The organism is Bradyrhizobium sp. 35 (assembly GCF_023073215.1).
Classification (GTDB): Bacteria; Pseudomonadota; Alphaproteobacteria; order Rhizobiales; family Xanthobacteraceae; genus Bradyrhizobium; species Bradyrhizobium canariense_D.
The window spans coordinates 42505-57753 of the sequence record NZ_JADPJC010000120.1 but is presented as its reverse complement, the minus strand read 5'-3'; the positions used below and the strand labels follow the sequence as shown (position 1 = coordinate 57753).

Genomic DNA, 15249 nt, shown 5'->3' with positions numbered 1-15249 from the left:
AGTGTGGAGCGCTGCTACGCGCTGGCGGCCTTGCGGTGCCGCGAGGTGACGACGACGACGTCCGTCGTCCCGTTGTCGACCTGAACACGGTTGCGTCCGTTCTCCTTGGCGCGATAGCAGGCGGCATCCGCGCGCCGCATCGCGTCCTCGAGCGTGGTGTTGCCGTCGGTGATGCAGGCAACGCCGATGCTGGCGGTCACTGCAAAGCAACGATCGTCCCACGCGAAGACGGATAGCTCGAGCGACCGGCGCAGCCGTTCGGCGATATCCACGGCGTCGTACGGCGTGCTTTGTGGAAGGATTAGGCCGAATTCGTCACCGCCAAGCCGGGCCACCAGGTCATGCGGCCGTCGTTCCTGTTGCAGGAGACGCGAGATCTGGCAGAGCAGGCGGTCGCCGGCGAGATGACCGCAGCTGTCGTTGACGTCCTTGAATTGGTCGAGATCGAGCAGGACCAGGCCCAGCGAACCCGCCGCGGTGTCGTCCAACTCGCTTTGCAGGCGGGCCTCGAACGCGCGCCGGTTGGACAAGCCGGTCAGCCAGTCGTGCGACGCCTGCCAGACTAGGCGCTCCTTCTCGGCATGCAGGGCATCCTCAAACGCCTGTCGTTGCAGCACCAATCGCCGCGTGTGCCAGATCAGGAGCAGGATCAGCGTCATGGCTGTGACGATATTGACGCCAGTCAGCGTCATCTTGATGGCGCGCGAGCCTTCGCCGAGAACGGTGGAGAACCGCTTGGCGTGCACCGTGAACTGAGTGTTGAGCTCCGAAAGCCGCGACGACAATAATTGCAGGCGGTTGCCGTCCTGAACCGGTCCGCTCTTCAACTCTGACCGGATGACCTCGCCGAAAACGCTCAGCTCCAGCAGCATGGGGTCGGTGGCAGCCCACTCGCTGATCGCTTCCTTGAGAAAGCTGACCTGTTTGAAGTAGCGAAACAGCCAGATCAGTCCCGGCACGTCATCGGGATGGTTGCCGCCTTGCAGGAAGCCGATGCGGGCGGCCTCGACGTCGACCGGATCGCGCTCGAGCGCCCAGCGCGCGAACTCGTCGCCGATGGGAACGGCCAGCGAGGTCTGATATTGCGCAAACTGGCTGGCGTCGCCCGAATGCAGATAGAGATTGAGGAAATAGACGGCGTTCTTCTGCGAGCGCGACCACAACGCTTCGCCCGCGACATAGGCGCGGACCGAGGACATCACCTCCAGGCTGAATCCGGCGATCGCGGCCTGCAGCAGAACGACGGTGACGAAAGGCGAAACGAGCTTGATGACGTGAAGGAAGCTTCGTCCCTTCGTTGACGGCGCTGTTCTGCGAAACACTATGCGTTCCCCAAGTCGCTCAACGACCCCAGCGGAGCGATCCGCTCATAACGCGGATTACGCGCGAAAGGTGCTTAACTCGACTTGAAAATGCCAGGAGACTGCGTCGCAGGGTGAAGGCGTTGTGAAGTGGATGCTTGCAGATCGTCGCAAATGCCGTCGACCCGGAACTGACGCGGCATCGGCGAGCTGATGTCGCGCATTTGCCCCAGATGGTTTACTTGATGGAGATAGATTGCTCTGGCGCTAGACCAGCACCGGCTTGCGCACGCGGCCGGCGTCGCCGAAGACGCGCAAATAGCGCTCGATCTCCGAAGGCAGGCCGGTCGCCTTCTCGGGATTGTCGGAAAGCTTGACGGCCGGACGTCCGTCCACCGACGACACCTTGCAGACCAGCGAGATCGGATCGAGGTTGAACGAGCCGTCCGGCGTGCAGCCGACGAAATCATTGGTGAGATTGGTGCCCCAGCCGAAGGAGAGCCGCACCCGGCCGACGAAGTGGTGGTAGGTCTCCTCGATCGAGCCCACGTCCATCGCGTCGGAGAACACCAGCAGCTTGTCCCTGGGATTGCGGCCCTTCTGCTCCCACCATTTCATGATCTCCTCGCCGGCTTGAATCGACGGCGCGCTGTCGGGGCGGAAGCCGGTCCAGTCGGCAACCCATTCCGGCGCATCGCGCAGGAAAGCCTTGGTGCCAAAAGCGTCGGGCAGCGCAATCAGGAGGTTGCCGCCATAGGTCTGGCGCCACTGGTCGAGGATGCGATAGGGCGCCCAGCGCAATTCCTCGTCGTCCTTGGCCAGCGCAGCCGCGACCATCGGCAGTTCATGGGCGTTGGTGCCGATGGCTTCGAGATCATTGTCCATCGCGAGTAGCACGTTGGAGGTGCCGATGAAGGACGGGCCCAGGCCTTCCTTCACGGCCTCCACGCACCAGCGCTGCCAGAGGAAGCCATGGCGGCGACGGGTGCCGAAATCGGAGAGCCGGAGGCCATCCAGCTTGCGCAGGCGTTCCACCTTGGTCCACAGCTTGGCCTTCGCGCGGGCATAGAGCACGTCGAGCTCGAAGCGGCCGCGGCCCTTCATCGCCGCCCGCGAGCGCAATTCGTTGAGGATGGCGAGCGCAGGAATTTCCCACATCGTGGTATGGCTCCACGGCCCGTGGAAGTGCAGCTCGTACTGGCCTTCGACCTTGCGCAGCTCGTATTCGGGCAGCCGGAATTCGGCGAGCCAGCGGATGAAGTCCGCCGAGAACATGTGGGTCTTGCCGTAGAAAGTGTTACCGGCAAGCCAGATCAGCTCTTTCTTGGTGAAGCGGATGGTGCGGGCGTGGTCGAGCTGGGCGCGCAGCTCGCCCTCGTCGATGATTTCGGCGAGCCGGACATGGCGCGATCGGTTGATGACCGAGAATGTCACCTGCTGATTCGGGTAAGCTTCCCGAATCATTTGCAACATCAATAGCTTGTAGAAGTCGGTATCAAGCAGGCTGCGGATGATGGGATCCAGCCGCCAGCTGTGATTGTAGGTCCGGCTCGCAATGTCGGTCACTGTCATGGGGGAATTCTAGCGTGGCGGCCGCGGCGCAACCAGTGGGTTTGACGGGGATCAGGTTTTCGCGGGGGCGGGGTGCGAGGCCGTCGCCGCCACGGTCTCGAGTTGGCTTCTGATCCAGCGATGCGCGGGGTCCTTCTGATAGCGCTGGTGCCAGACCATGAACATCGGCAACTCAGCCAGGGTTCGCGTGCGCGAGGCCAGCGGAATCCGCACCTGGGCGAAGCCATGCATCACGCCGGTCGCCAGCAGGCTCGGCATGCTCGCCAGCATTTGCGAGCCACGCAGGAAGGACGGCACGCCGGAGAAGCTCGGCACGGAGATCGCGATGTCGCGGTGGAAGCCGTTGGCTGCAAGCCGGCGATCGAAGTCGAGCCGCTCATTGTCAGTGTAGACCACCGTGACGTGACGCGCCGCGAGATAGGCGCCGCGCGTAGCCGGCGTCGCGCGCGCTTTGGGGTCGTAGTAACAAACGTAATGGTCTTGCAGCAGGCGCTTCTGCACGATGTCCACGCCGGATGGCGGCAGCGGCGTGATCAGCAGATCGCAGCGGTTTTCGCGCAGCATCGCCGGCGAGGGCGACTGCGAGGGGATCACGCGCAGGTTCAGGCTCGTCACTTGCGCTGCGACATGATCGAAGAACCGCGGCAGCAGCAGGTCGCGCTGGAAGTCATTGGCGGCGATTGTCAGCGAAAGCTGCGCGCTCGCCGGCTCGAACGTGACGCCGCCGGCAAAGCTGCGCATCTCGTCGATCAGCGCTCGCGCCTTTGCCGCCAGGGCCTGGGCGTGCGCTGTGGCCACAATGCCGCGGCCGGATTTGGCAAACAGCGGATCGCCGACGATCCGCCGCAGCTTGTTCAGGGCGTGGCTGACCGCGGATTGCGTCAGGCCGAGCCGCGTTGCGGCCGCCGTCACCGAACCTTCTTCCAACACGGCCAGGAACAGCTCAAGCGCGTGGCCATCGAGCGCCAAATGATCGATTTTATTCATGGAATGCATTATAATCGATCTATTTATCTTGAGAATAGCCGGCGCCATCATCTCCCGATAAGCCGTGCGCCCCAACGGGAGCGCCAGAGGGAGAGACAACGCCGATGCATGCCCAGGCGCCAGCCTTGCGGGAATCCCGCCCCAACCGTCCCGAGCCGTTCACGCCGCCGCTCGGTGACGGCGGCTTCTTCCAGCGCGACCGTTCCATGCATCCGCCGGCGCACGCGCCGGGCTACAAATCCTCGGTGCTGCGCTCGCCGCGCCAGGCGTTGCTGTCGCTTGAGAACTCGGTCTCGGAGATCACGGGGCCGGTGTTCGGGCACAACGATCTCGGCCCGCTCGACAATGATTTGATCCGCAACTACGCCAAGGACGGCGATCCCGTCGGCGAACGCATCATCGTCCACGGCCGCGTGCTGGATGAGACCGGCCGCGGCGTGCCGAACACGCTGGTCGAGTTCTGGCAAGCCAATGCCGGCGGCCGCTACCGGCACAAGAGGGACACGTATCTGGCGCCGATCGATCCGAATTTCGGCGGTTGCGGCCGCGCGCTGACCGACGACAGCGGCTACTATTATTTCCGCACCGTGAAGCCGGGACCCTATCCCTGGCGCAACTACGTCAACAGCTGGCGTCCCGCTCACATCCACTTCTCGGTGTTCGGCTCGGGCTTTGCACAGCGTCTGATCACCCAGATGTACTTTGAGGGCGATCCCCTGATCCCGGTCTGCCCAATCCTGACGACGATCCCGGACAAGGATGCGCTGGAGCGCCTCATCGCGCCGCTCGACCTCAACGTATCGACCCCGTTCGACTCGCTCGCCTACCGCTTCGACATCGTCTTGCGCGGCCAGCGCTCCACTTACTTTGAAAATCGCACCGCAGGGAACTAGGTCCATGCCGCAGCCGCTCAACTACCTCAAGGAAACCGCCTCGCAGACCGCTGGGCCCTACGTCCATATCGGCCTGATCCCGGCGATGGCCGGCTTCGACATCTTCGAGAAGAACTTTTCCAACGTGCTGGTGACGCCGAACACGCAGGGCGAACGCATCACGCTGGAGGGCAAGGTGTTCGACGGCAGCGGCACGCCGCTGCGTGACGTGCTGTTGGAGATCTGGCAGGCGAACGCGGCCGGCCGCTACAACCATCCGGCCGATCGGTCGACCGGCGCGCTCGACGAGGAATTTCGTGGCTGGGGCCGCGCCGGCTCCGACTTCGAGAGCGCGCTGGTGACGTTCGAGACCATCAAGCCCGGGGCCATCACCGACAAGGCGGGCCGCAAATGCGCGCCTTACGTCAACATCTGGATCGTCGCGCGTGGCATCAATATCGGGCTCAACACCCGGCTGTATTTCTCCGATGAAGAGACTGCGAACGCCGCCGACCCCGTGCTCAGCCTGATCGAGCAGCCGGTGCGACGTTCGACGTTGATCGCAAAGCGCAGCGAGCGTGGCGCCAAGATCGTGTATGCTTTCACGATCAATTTGCAGGGGCCGGAGGAGACGATGTTCTTCGACGTCTGAGAGCCGCCGCCCGAAGGTTCACTCCACCTGGTCACTGCGATCGATCACTACGCGCGCGTGGAATTGCGGTGACTGACGCATCTCGCGCGATCCCGGCCTATTGGCCGGATCGCGCCCCACTTTTGGTTTCAGTTCTGCCAAATCGATGAATATGTCCGCCTGTCGGCGCAGCTCGTCAGCGACCATGGCCGGCTGAGTGGAGAGTGTGGAGACGACCGTCACGCGGACACCGAGGCGTTGCAGGGCTTCCACCAGCGAACGAAAATTCCCATCGCCCGAGAACAACACGATCTGATCGACGTGCTCGGCGAGCTCCATCGCATTTACGGCGAGGTCGACATCCATGCTGCCCTTCACCTTGCGGCGGCCGGTGATGGCGTCGACGAATTCCTTCGTGAGTTTCGTGACGACGGTGTATCCGTTATAGTCGAGCCAATCGATCAGCGGACGGATTGACGAATACTCCTGATCCTCGACGACGGTCGTGTAGTAGAAGGCCCGCAACAGCGCACCTCGGCTTTGGAATTCGCCGAGCAGTCGCCTGTAGTCGATGTCGAAGCCGAGCGCCTTGGAGGTGGCATGGAGATTGGAGCCATCGATAAAGAGTGCGATCTTCTCAATCGAAGACATTATGCACAAATCTCCAGTTGTACGCGAAAGGTGGCCGGTCCAACCGCCGGGGGCGGTGTGTCGGCCGGAAAAACATTGAAGGCACCGATGGCTTGCCGAAAAAGAAGCGCAGACGACCGGACAGGGGCGGCCGTCTTGCGCCCAGGTTAGGGAGGATACAATGCCACCGGCGCCAGGGCGCCGAATGCAGCCAGGCTAAGGCGCGCGCATTCCCTACTCAATTGTACTGAGGTAAAGGGCGCCTATCCAAAGGATAGGGCCCCATATACGAAGGTTAAGTGGCAGCGCTGGCAACAAAGGCCATTGCGGTTCCCAGCGTGGCCTTCGACCACAGGCGCGGCTGATCGATCGGCCGGTGTGTCAGCCTTCATCGCCATGAAGCTGGGCACGAAAGGCCCGCGGTGACACGCCCGTGGCGGCGGCGTAGACCCGGCTGAAATAGGCGGGGTCCTCGAAGCCAAGCGCATAGGCGATCGTCGAGACCGGTAAATTGGTGTAGACGAGGTTGCGCCGCGCCTCGCGGATCAGCCGGTTGAGGATCAGGTGCGAGGCGGTGTCGCCGGTTGCTGCCCGGGTCACACGGTTGAGATGGGTCGGCGTGATCGACAGCGCGCTCGCATAGTCCGCAACGCTCCAGCGTTCCAGATGATGCTGTTCCAGCAGCGCCTCGAAGCGGCGGAATAGTCCGCTTTCAGCCGTGCCGTTGCCACCGCTCTCGCCGGTGAGCGCGCGGGCCACCAGCCCGATCATGGCCGCCGAAAGTGCACGCAGCACATGCGCTCGGCCGAAATCGCGCGCGGCGTGTTCGGCAAAGATCTGCTTCATGGTGGTCCGAATCTGCGGCGTGCCGCGTATCACGGCCGAGCGCGACAAGGCACCTCGCAGCCCTTCGGAGGCGAGCAGCGCTTCGTCCAATATTTCCGCGGCGATGGTCAGCACCCAGCCCTGGGTATCAGGCACGAAACGGAAGCCGTGGACGTGGCCGACGGGCACGTTGACGATTTGCATCGGCTTCAGCTGCACCACGCGCCCGTCGAGCGTCGCTTCGCCGCCGCCGCGCTCGATCAGCAGCACCTGGTGCAGCCGGGCATGGCGGTGCACGGCGAGCGTCCAATCGTGCAGCACCGAGCGCGACGCTATCGTCTCGCAATGCACGACATCGGGCAGATCACCGGATTCGCCGAACAAATTGTAGACCCGGATTGCCGGGGCGGGGGCTGGGTTTCTCATGTTCGAATAGTACAAGACAAAGACGAAAGCCTCCATCCGTCAGCGGCGCTGAATCTGCAAGAAAGTGCCGAGGAGGACGCAAAAATGAAAGTCCAGGTCTGTATCATCGGCGGCGGGCCGTCCGGGCTGCTGTTGTCCCAGCTCCTGCACCTCAAGGGCATCGACACGGTCGTGCTGGAAAAGTACAGCCGCGACCACGTGCTTGCCCGGATCCGTGCCGGCGTGCTCGAGCACGGCTTCGCCAGGCTGATGCGCGAGGCACAGTGCGGCGAGCGGATGGACCGCGAGGGCGAGATCCACAAGGGATTCGAGATCGCCCATGACGGGGTGCTCTCCCAGATCGACCTCCACAAGCATTCCGGCGGCAATTCGGTGCTGGTCTACGGCCAGACCGAGCTGACGCGCGACCTCTACGAGGCGCGCGACCGCCTTGGCGGCAACGTCGTGCACAATGCCGAGGACGTGACGCCGCATGACCTGACCTCGGACCAGCCGTACGTGACCTATCGTTCGAATGCCGAAACCGTCCGAGTCGATTGCGACTATATCGTCGGCGCTGACGGCTTTCACGGCGTCAGCAGGAAGTCGATCCCGAAGGACGTGCTGCGGGAATACGAGAAGATCTATCCGTTCGGTTGGCTCGGCGTGCTGTCGCGCACGAAACCGGTGTCGCCGGAGCTGATCTATGTGAAGCACGAGCGCGGCTTCGCGCTGTGTTCCTTGCGGTCGCAAGTGCTGAGCCGCTACTACGTCCAGGTGCCGCTCACCGACAAGGTGGAGGACTGGAGCGACGATGCGTTCTGGGCCGAGCTGAAGCGCCGTTTGCCGCACGAGGTCGGCGACCGCCTGATCACGGGGTCGTCCATCGAGAAGAGCATCGCGCCGTTGCGCAGCTTCGTCGCCGAGCCGATGAGCTACGGCCGCCTGTTTCTCGCCGGCGATGCCGCCCACATCGTGCCGCCGACCGGCGCGCGCGGGCTGAACAGCGCCGGCTCCGACATCTATTATCTCTACCACGCCATGCTCGCGCATTATCAGAACGGCGATGATTCCGGGCTCCAGGGCTATTCCGCCAAGGCGCTGGCGCGGATCTGGAAGGCGCAACGCTTTTCGTGGTGGATGACGATGCTGCTGCATCGCTTCCCCGACCGTTCCGAGTATGAAGAGAGGCTTCAGCAGACGGAGCTGGAGTATCTGCTGTCGTCCGAGACGGCGCAGCGTCTGCTGGCGGAGAATTACGTGGGGTTGCCGTTCTAGCGGGGAGTGGACCCGAAAAGCGGTGGGACGCTGCGCTACTTTCCTTCTAGGATGTTCACCGGCGTCCAATCCGACCCCGGTGGATTTGTAGCGAGCGCAGTCGCGCGCTTGCCAAAAAGCGCTGACGCCGGATCCATTTCCGCCATTCGCCCGAACGCATCAGCCGCCTTCGCAAACTCCCTTGCCCGCCAGCACGCCAGCCCTTCCGCATACGCGGCGGCAACCTTCGTCTGCCCGGCACTCTCCGTGCCCTTCTCCGCGAGGGGCTCGAACACCTTGATCGCCTCGCCGCGTCCTATCACTTTGATGGCGTCGAGCTCGCGCCAGGTGAAAGTATTGCCTGTCTGCGCGACAGTCATTTCTGAAGCCATGATTGCGGTGCCATAATATTTGTTGGCGCCTTCGAGCCGCGAGGCGACGTTCACGGTGTCGCTCATCACGGTGTAGTTGAAGCGGCGGCGGGAGCCGATATTGCCGACGACAGCCTCGCCGCTGTTGAGCCCGATGCGGTGCGACAGGCCGCGGCCGGCGAAAGCGGCGCTGCCGGCGTTGAGCTCCGCCAGTTTTGCGTGACATTTCAGCGCGGCATGGACGGCGTGGCGCGCATGCGCGGGATCGTCGGCGGGCGCGCCGAACATGGCGACAATAGAATCGCCGATATATTTGTCGACATAGCCGCCATGGCTCTCGATGATGTCGGTCATGGCCGACAGATATTCGTTCATCAGCGTCACCAGTTCGCCCGGCGTCATCGTCTCGGCGATGGAGGAGAAGCCACTCAGGTCGGAGAAGAACATGGTGACGTTGCGCATTTCGCCGCCGAGCGCCGGCATCTTGCCGGAGGCAACCATGGTGTCGATCACTTCGGGGGCGAGATAGAACGCAAAGCTCCTGCGCAGGAAACGCTCGTCGCGATCGGCCAGCACGAAACGGTAGCCGATCATCATCGCGAGCGCGGCAAGGCTTGCGAGTGCCGGCTCCGTCAGCGGCAGCGCCAAGGCATGGACGAATGCACCGACAGCCACAGCGGCGTATACCGCGGTGAGGCCGAACCATGCGATCAGTGCGCCACCCGGTGCGAGCACGCAGGCCGCGCAGGCCACGATCGCTGCGAACACGATGGTGAGAATGCTCCGCAGTGGAAAGCCGAGCTCGGTCACCGCATCGCGTTCGATCAGATTTCGCACCGCGTTGGCATGCACGAAGACACCGGCGATGTCGCTGCGGGCTTTTTGTTCGGTGGTTGCCGGTGCGGGCAGGGCGCATCTTGCGGCCGGCGTTCCGTCATAGCCGCCGGAAAGACGCATCGAGGTGATCTTGCGGTCATCGACATTGAGGATCGTGCCGAGCACCACAATCTTGCCACCGAAGGCGCGGCGGAAGAAGTCGCGGTCGTTCTTCTCGACGCAGGCGTGCAGGTCTGCGAACGAATATGTCGGCACGTCGCGGCCGAGCCCTCGGAAATTGAGCGTTAGCGTGTTCGGCACCGCGCTCGGGATCGTATAGCCGGACAAAGCAGTCACGCCAGAAGGCGCGGTCTGCGGTTTTGCGCCGAGCGCGCGGGTGGCGAGTTCGACGGCCATTGCGGAAGCTCGCATGTCGCCGACAGGAAAACTCAGCGGCATTCGCCGGATTACATGGTCGGTGTCGGTATAGACGTTGAGGCCGCGGACGTTATTCCCCACAGCCAATTGCTGTGCGCGGTCCGGATGATCGCTGCTGAGGACCTCGCCCAGCACCAGCTTGCCGTCACTAGAGAGTTTCCGCAAGGCGATGAGATAGTCTCGGTCGAATCCCTTCAGTCGCGCGCCAAGCGGCGCATCGCCAAAGGGAATCTCCGACCGCTCGATCGAGCTCGGAAAGATGACATCGAAACCGATCACCTTGGCGCCGCCGTCGGCAATGCTGCCGAGCACCCGGGCGATCTCGCGCGTCCAGGTCAGCGTCGGCGACCCCTGGAACGGCGGAGTGTCGTAGGTCTCGCCGTCGATGGCCACGACGACGACCGGTGATGTCGCGGGATCGCGGTGGTCGCCGACGAGCTTGCCGCGCAGTGCCGTGAGGACGTCGAGCGACAGGCCCTGCAGCGTCTGGAACGGCGGAGACGTGACGACGGCGCCTGCAAGAAGCGCAATCAGGATCGCTGCAACGATGTCCCGTCTGCCGATCCGCCGCATCGCCCCGTCGCTAGCTGCCTATTCGAGCCGCAGCAGGCGTCCCACGATCGGCGTCGGCGACGACGTGGCGCTGGGATCGACCTGGAAGGCGTAACGCTTGGTGCCGAGGATGGCGAGATAGCTGCCGCCCGGCGTCAGCGACTTCCCGGCCTTGGCGAAGTCATAGAACTTGCCTCCGACCATGGTCTCGCTCTTGAGCGGCACGCTGATCGTGGGCTCCTTGCCATCGGTGCGCTCGATCACCAGGGTGCTGCCGCTCTTGGCCTGCACCAACGGCGCGACACCGTAGAGCGTCGGCAGCTTGGCCGGAGCGCTGCCCTTGGCGTCCGACCGCATGGTGCGGAAGGTCGTCGCGGCACTCTGGTTCGCCTCGCGCTCCGACAGTTTTGCCGCGTTGGTATCGCAGGGGACCTTTTCCCGCTTGACCTCGCCGAGTTGCACGGTGCTCTGCTCGGTGCCGACCATGACGACGCCTTCGCTGATGGTCTCGCGCTGGCACGATTTGAGATAGCTGAGCGTAATGGTTGCCTTGGGCCCCAGCTTGATGATCTTGCCCGGCACCACATAATCCATGAACGCGACACCGTCGACCTTGCCTTGCACGTCCTCGACGATGGCGGTCGGGCTCTCCGCCAAAGCCGGAGCAGCAAGACAGCATGTGCCGACAACAGCGCCGATCAGGCTTTTCATGGCAATTCTCATCCAATTCGACCAATATTTGCCGGTCCCCATCCAGGCCCGATGCTTAGCAGCGAAACGCCCAGGCAAGTGTGACCGGAATCACTCTTTGATATTGGTGCACTCTATCAGGAAGAGGTTCAAGCCGGCGACCCGAGAAGACAGTGCGCCGGCAAGCTGGATGGATAATTTCAATCGGCTGGGACGGCCTCAACCGGGTGGCTCTCCATATCTATGATGGGCGCGAACGTAGCCTCGGTCTTCTGATACGGCGTCGCCTGCTGACCGGCGGCGATCTCGACCACTTCCTCCCGCGTGACAGGCTAGCTGTCACGAGCTGGCTGGAGTTGATAGCGGTTATATGCGTGCTGCAAACGAGGTCGGCACGCCGATCGTTTTTAGCGCGGTATGCAACGAGGTCCAGCTCCAGCTTTCTTGCCCGCCGCACGGGAAGCATGCGCCCGCGTCGCTGCGCCTCGGCGTCAAATTGACGAGTTGATTTTGCAGGGCGTTAACCGTGGCGGAATGCTCCCCGCGCGGGTCATTGTCGCGCCCCAGAGTTGGTTGCAAATACGTTGGAGTTTTACGGTGGATGTTTTCATGCTGAGAGACGGCAAATATGCGGCCTGGTTCAGGACCCCGCGCGGTCAGGGCACGGGCGTCGTGCATCTGGCGGAGGGACGAATCTCCGGCAGCGACAGCTTCTTCACTTATGGAGGCTCTTACCGAATTGACGAGCAGCGCTTCACGGCGGTTCTGACCACGCGGCGTCATGCCGAGGGGCCGCCGACCGTGTTCGGGCTCGACGAGGTCGAGGTCAAGCTCTCGGGCGTGTGCAGCGGTGCGATGGCGACCTGTTCCGGAACGGCCGAGCAGGCCCCCGATGTGACCTTCGAGGCGACGCTCATCTACAGCCAGGACGAGGTGCAGGCCGTTGACGCCCGAGGTGCGGTCGTGAAGCTCAACGCCGACAAGCTGCCCAAGGGGCTCGACGGCCGTTCGCGATCGCGCCATCCGTTTGCGCCGGGATCGCTCGGCTCAGAACGGAATAGACCATAAGGCCACGTCTTATCCCGCCTGATCGACTTCGAGGATGTTGTCAGAGCTGCTTAAGCGGATGAGCCCTCTGGTGCCAGGCCCAGGCGGTGCGGATTACAGTCGGCAGATCCGAATATCGCGGCACGAAATTCAGCGCTTTTCGCGCTGCGGAGGGATCGGCGACCAGATAGGTGGGATCGCCGGCGCGGCGCGGTTTGACGGTGTGGGGCACCTCGCGCCCGGTCTCCTGCCTGATGGCGGTCAGGATCTCCCGTACCGAAAAGCCGGAGCCGGTGCCTAGATTGAAGCTGCCGCCGGCATGCCCTTGTTCCAGCAGCTTCAGCGCCGCGACATGCGCTGCGGCGAGGTCGGTGACGTGGATGTAGTCGCGGATCGCGGTGCCATCGGGCGTGTCGTAGTCTTGACCGAACACGGCAAAATCGACATGGCCCTGTAATGCCATCATGGCGCGCGGAATGAGATGGGTTTCATTGTCACGCAATTCGCCGATGCCGCCGGCAGGATCGGCGCCGCTGGCATTGAAATAGCGCAGGCAGAACGCGCCGAAGCCGTAAGCGGCGCGGTAATCGGCGAGCATGCGCTCGATCATCCACTTCGATGCGCCATAGGGGTTGATCGGCGCGCAGGGGAAGTCTTCCGGCAGTTCCTTGGAATCGGCATTGCCGTAGACGGCGCCGGTCGAGGAGAACACGATACGATGGCAGCCCGCATTGCGCATCGCCTGCAATAGCGACAGCGTGCCCTGCACATTGTTGATGTAGTACTTTTGCGGGTCGGTCATGGACTCGCCGACGAGACTCGCCGCCGCGAAATGCATGACCGCCGTGATTTTGTGCTCGGCGAAGGCGCGCGCCAGCGTGGCGCCGTCGAGCAGATCGCCTGTTACCAGCGGGCCGGCGACGAAGCCGCGATGACCTGTCGACAGATTGTCATAAACGACGGGCTGATAGCCGGCGGCGGTCAGGGCGCGACAGGCATGCGAGCCGATATAGCCCGCGCCTCCCGTAACGAGGACAGTCGGTCGGTCGGTCATGTCTGCTTACCTCGAGGTGAAATCAACGATCATCCATGCGTCCGCGGCCAGCACCAAATCGGCACCCGGCACGAGCACCGCAAGCGTCAGCCATGCGGGACGTTTGCGGAAGGCGAGGACATGCCGCGTGGCGCCACGGGAGACGACATCAATCAAGGAGAGGGCTTCCGAAGTGACCTGTCCCAATGCGATTGCCTCAGTTCAATAGTTGATCGATCTGGTGAGCATAGATTGATCTTCGCTGTATGCAACCCACCGGCGGCTCGGCACGATCGTCCTTCTTCGTTTAGCTCGCATTGACCCTATCGCTGCGAAACGGTGGGCGCGCGCATCGCGGCAACCGAAGCTTTAAGAACCAAAATTAAGCTGATGGCGAGTAAAGGAGTGACTGAAACATGGCACAGATCTGGATGACCTATGACGAACTCGCCGAGCTTAGCGGCTGCACGTCTGCCGAGGCACGAATGCGGGCCATCCATTTGTCACTTGACCGCCGCAAAAGCCGCGACGGCGCAACCCGCGTCAAGCTCGATCTGGCGCTGACGGCCAAATATTTCGCCTCTGTCCGGGACGCCGATTTTGATCTGGACGGCGCCATCGAGGCGCTCCAGGCCACCCATCGGCAGATGGCAGAACTCCTGACGCCGAACCAGTTCCTGGGCCGGCGCCGCTCGGCTTAGCTCCCGCACGCAATCCATCAGGCTCCGGGTATAAGGAGCCGAGATTCTCGCGATAGTTGTTCCGAATCAGGCATAAATCTCCATCCGGAATTTTCATTGCTGGCCGGGGTTCAACCGCAGCGGGCCGTAGAGCAGGAGAATGCCATGAGGAACGACAGCGATCGAGGCTACGCGACACTGTTGGCAGCGGCGATGCTGGGTGCGCTGATCATCATGACAGCCGCAACGGCAAATGCAGAGCTCGTGAAGTTGCAGGCCGATTTAAAAGGCAGCAATGAAGTGCCTCCGAACAACTCGCCTGGAACAGGCAAGGCCGAGGCGACCTACGATACGGAGGCGAAAACCCTGACCTACACAGTCAGCTTCGCCGGCTTGACCGGGCCAGCCATGGGGGCACATTTCCATGGCCCCGTGGAGGCCGGCAAGAACGCCGGCATCGTGCTGCCGTTCAAGACGGTCCAAAGCCCGATTCAGGGGAGCGCAACGCTCACCGAAGCTCAGGCTGCGGACCTGCTGGCTGGGAAATGGTATGCCAACATTCATACGGCCGCGAACCCGGGCGGTGAACTACGCGGACAAATGATAAAATAAGGACGGTCACTTCCCCGATGCAGACGTGCAGGCCATGCATCTGCTCAGGAGGGCGGCCTCGGTAAGAAGGCCAGGATTGTTTGAGCGAGGAGGACCCCGACGGTCCCGCCTGCTGCTTTTTGCAGCACGTCCAGGAAACCCGGATCACGATCGGGCGTCATTGCTTGCAGAATTTCCAGCCCCATTGCGACCGCCACGACAAGCGAGCATGCGAGGGTGAGCCGACCGGGCAACAGGAAGGACAAGAGAAATCCCAGCAACCCGTAGGCGCTGAAGCGCTCGATCACGACGACCCAATAAGCGTCGTGATGGCCAATAAGCACGGGTCTCCCCGCCAGTCTCGCAAGCGTGGCATAGACGATGAGCGCGAAGCAGACGCCTGCGGCTGCGATAAGGTGGTTGCGGCGCATTGAACGACCATAGCCGGACCGGAGCCAGGCCGCGTTGAAAGATGAGAGTATCGTTAAGGCTGATTGAGCAAGGGGCGCGGCGCGGCGCGTTTGCCGTCCCGGGTTAACGGCTCAATCCTT

At 62.9% G+C, this 15249-nt stretch carries 16 protein-coding genes; 6 read left to right on the top strand and 10 right to left on the bottom strand.

Features of this window, described 5'->3' with window-relative positions; translation table 11 throughout:
• Nucleotides 1-14: 14 nt before the first annotated feature.
• The 3 genes from IVB36_RS25730 to IVB36_RS25720 all read right to left on the bottom strand — a co-directional run bounded on the left by IVB36_RS25730 (nucleotide 15) and on the right by IVB36_RS25720 (nucleotide 3869).
• A complete protein-coding gene (locus tag IVB36_RS25730) occupies nucleotides 15-1322 on the bottom strand; it encodes a GGDEF domain-containing protein (RefSeq protein ID WP_085384371.1) in 1308 nt (435 codons plus the stop codon).
• 246 nt (nucleotides 1323-1568) lie between these two features.
• Nucleotides 1569-2873, bottom strand: coding sequence for a nicotinate phosphoribosyltransferase (gene pncB, locus IVB36_RS25725; protein WP_247393396.1), 1305 nt, complete (start codon nucleotides 2871-2873; stop codon nucleotides 1569-1571).
• A 51-nt stretch (nucleotides 2874-2924) separates the two neighbouring features.
• Entirely contained in the window at nucleotides 2925-3869 is a 945-nt protein-coding gene (locus IVB36_RS25720) for a LysR family transcriptional regulator (protein WP_162496296.1), read from the bottom strand.
• Nucleotides 3870-3964: 95 nt separating this feature from the next.
• On the opposite strand from IVB36_RS25720, the gene pcaH reads away from it, so the two are divergent.
• Together pcaH and pcaG are read left to right on the top strand one after the other, a co-directional pair.
• On the top strand, nucleotides 3965-4753 hold the full coding sequence (gene pcaH, locus IVB36_RS25715) for a protocatechuate 3,4-dioxygenase subunit beta (protein WP_247393393.1): 789 nt from the start codon (nucleotides 3965-3967) through the stop codon (nucleotides 4751-4753).
• Between the two features lie 4 nt (nucleotides 4754-4757).
• Nucleotides 4758-5384 carry a protocatechuate 3,4-dioxygenase subunit alpha gene (pcaG, locus tag IVB36_RS25710; protein ID WP_247372536.1) on the top strand — a complete coding sequence of 209 codons (627 nt, stop codon included), beginning with the start codon at nucleotides 4758-4760 and terminating at the stop codon, nucleotides 5382-5384.
• 18 nt (nucleotides 5385-5402) lie between these two features.
• On the opposite strand, the gene IVB36_RS25705 is transcribed toward pcaG, so the two are convergent.
• Together IVB36_RS25705 and IVB36_RS25700 are read right to left on the bottom strand one after the other, a co-directional pair.
• Nucleotides 5403-6014, bottom strand: a complete 612-nt coding sequence (locus IVB36_RS25705) for an NYN domain-containing protein (protein WP_085350038.1) — start codon at nucleotides 6012-6014, stop codon at nucleotides 5403-5405.
• Nucleotides 6015-6374: 360 nt separating this feature from the next.
• The gene (locus IVB36_RS25700; protein WP_085359783.1) at nucleotides 6375-7280 is read right to left on the bottom strand and encodes a helix-turn-helix domain-containing protein; all 906 of its coding nucleotides are present in this window, start codon (nucleotides 7278-7280) and stop codon (nucleotides 6375-6377) included.
• A 48-nt stretch (nucleotides 7281-7328) separates the two neighbouring features.
• On the opposite strand from IVB36_RS25700, the gene pobA reads away from it, so the two are divergent.
• Nucleotides 7329-8501: a 4-hydroxybenzoate 3-monooxygenase gene (gene pobA, locus IVB36_RS25695; protein WP_085350037.1), complete on the top strand. Its 1173-nt coding sequence runs from the start codon at nucleotides 7329-7331 to the stop codon at nucleotides 8499-8501.
• A 35-nt stretch (nucleotides 8502-8536) separates the two neighbouring features.
• Here the strand turns inward: pobA and IVB36_RS25690 are convergent, their stop codons facing one another.
• Nucleotides 8537-10678 carry an adenylate/guanylate cyclase domain-containing protein gene (locus IVB36_RS25690; RefSeq protein WP_085384367.1) on the bottom strand — a complete coding sequence of 714 codons (2142 nt, stop codon included), beginning with the start codon at nucleotides 10676-10678 and terminating at the stop codon, nucleotides 8537-8539.
• An 18-nt stretch (nucleotides 10679-10696) separates the two neighbouring features.
• Nucleotides 10697-11368: a hypothetical protein gene (locus IVB36_RS25685; protein ID WP_085384366.1), complete on the bottom strand. Its 672-nt coding sequence runs from the start codon at nucleotides 11366-11368 to the stop codon at nucleotides 10697-10699.
• Between the two features lie 588 nt (nucleotides 11369-11956).
• Between IVB36_RS25685 and IVB36_RS25680 the strand changes: the two genes are divergently transcribed.
• Complete coding sequence (locus tag IVB36_RS25680; protein WP_247372539.1) at nucleotides 11957-12415, top strand: hypothetical protein; 459 nt, start codon at nucleotides 11957-11959, stop codon at nucleotides 12413-12415.
• A 40-nt stretch (nucleotides 12416-12455) separates the two neighbouring features.
• Here the strand turns inward: IVB36_RS25680 and galE are convergent, their stop codons facing one another.
• Together galE and IVB36_RS25670 are read right to left on the bottom strand one after the other, a co-directional pair.
• Nucleotides 12456-13448 (bottom strand): UDP-glucose 4-epimerase GalE, encoded by a 993-nt coding sequence (gene galE / locus IVB36_RS25675; protein ID WP_085350033.1) that lies wholly within the window; start codon nucleotides 13446-13448, stop codon nucleotides 12456-12458.
• A 6-nt stretch (nucleotides 13449-13454) separates the two neighbouring features.
• Nucleotides 13455-13604: a hypothetical protein gene (locus tag IVB36_RS25670; RefSeq protein WP_240543981.1), complete on the bottom strand. Its 150-nt coding sequence runs from the start codon at nucleotides 13602-13604 to the stop codon at nucleotides 13455-13457.
• A gap of 239 nt (nucleotides 13605-13843) precedes the next feature.
• Here IVB36_RS25670 and IVB36_RS25665 point away from each other — a divergent pair, with 239 nt between their 5' ends.
• Nucleotides 13844-14128, top strand: a complete 285-nt coding sequence (locus IVB36_RS25665) for a hypothetical protein (protein ID WP_085384365.1) — start codon at nucleotides 13844-13846, stop codon at nucleotides 14126-14128.
• Between the two features lie 192 nt (nucleotides 14129-14320).
• A complete protein-coding gene (locus IVB36_RS25660) occupies nucleotides 14321-14719 on the top strand; it encodes a CHRD domain-containing protein (RefSeq protein WP_039799634.1) in 399 nt (132 codons plus the stop codon).
• A gap of 44 nt (nucleotides 14720-14763) precedes the next feature.
• On the opposite strand, the gene IVB36_RS25655 is transcribed toward IVB36_RS25660, so the two are convergent.
• The gene (locus IVB36_RS25655; RefSeq protein ID WP_204513754.1) at nucleotides 14764-15129 is read right to left on the bottom strand and encodes a VanZ family protein; all 366 of its coding nucleotides are present in this window, start codon (nucleotides 15127-15129) and stop codon (nucleotides 14764-14766) included.
• Nucleotides 15130-15249 lie beyond the last annotated feature (120 nt).

Bases quoted from the DNA above. Each gene is read 5' to 3' on its own strand.
- IVB36_RS25680 (WP_247372539.1), top strand. From the start codon at position 11,957: ATGCTGAGAGACGGCAAATATGCGGCCTGGTTCAGGACCCCGCGCGGT.
- IVB36_RS25660 (WP_039799634.1), top strand. From the start codon at position 14,321: ATGCTGGGTGCGCTGATCATCATGACAGCCGCAACGGCAAATGCAGAG.
- IVB36_RS25720 (WP_162496296.1), bottom strand. From the start codon at position 3,869: ATGCATTCCATGAATAAAATCGATCATTTGGCGCTCGATGGCCACGCG.
- IVB36_RS25700 (WP_085359783.1), bottom strand. From the start codon at position 7,280: ATGGAGGCTTTCGTCTTTGTCTTGTACTATTCGAACATGAGAAACCCA.
- pcaG (WP_247372536.1), top strand. From the start codon at position 4,758: ATGCCGCAGCCGCTCAACTACCTCAAGGAAACCGCCTCGCAGACCGCT.
- IVB36_RS25655 (WP_204513754.1), bottom strand. From the start codon at position 15,129: ATGCGCCGCAACCACCTTATCGCAGCCGCAGGCGTCTGCTTCGCGCTC.
- pcaH (WP_247393393.1), top strand. From the start codon at position 3,965: ATGCATGCCCAGGCGCCAGCCTTGCGGGAATCCCGCCCCAACCGTCCC.
- pobA (WP_085350037.1), top strand. From the start codon at position 7,329: ATGAAAGTCCAGGTCTGTATCATCGGCGGCGGGCCGTCCGGGCTGCTG.
- IVB36_RS25665 (WP_085384365.1), top strand. From the start codon at position 13,844: ATGGCACAGATCTGGATGACCTATGACGAACTCGCCGAGCTTAGCGGC.
- pncB (WP_247393396.1), bottom strand. From the start codon at position 2,873: ATGACAGTGACCGACATTGCGAGCCGGACCTACAATCACAGCTGGCGG.
- IVB36_RS25685 (WP_085384366.1), bottom strand. From the start codon at position 11,368: ATGAAAAGCCTGATCGGCGCTGTTGTCGGCACATGCTGTCTTGCTGCT.
- galE (WP_085350033.1), bottom strand. From the start codon at position 13,448: ATGACCGACCGACCGACTGTCCTCGTTACGGGAGGCGCGGGCTATATC.
- IVB36_RS25705 (WP_085350038.1), bottom strand. From the start codon at position 6,014: ATGTCTTCGATTGAGAAGATCGCACTCTTTATCGATGGCTCCAATCTC.
- IVB36_RS25690 (WP_085384367.1), bottom strand. From the start codon at position 10,678: ATGCGGCGGATCGGCAGACGGGACATCGTTGCAGCGATCCTGATTGCG.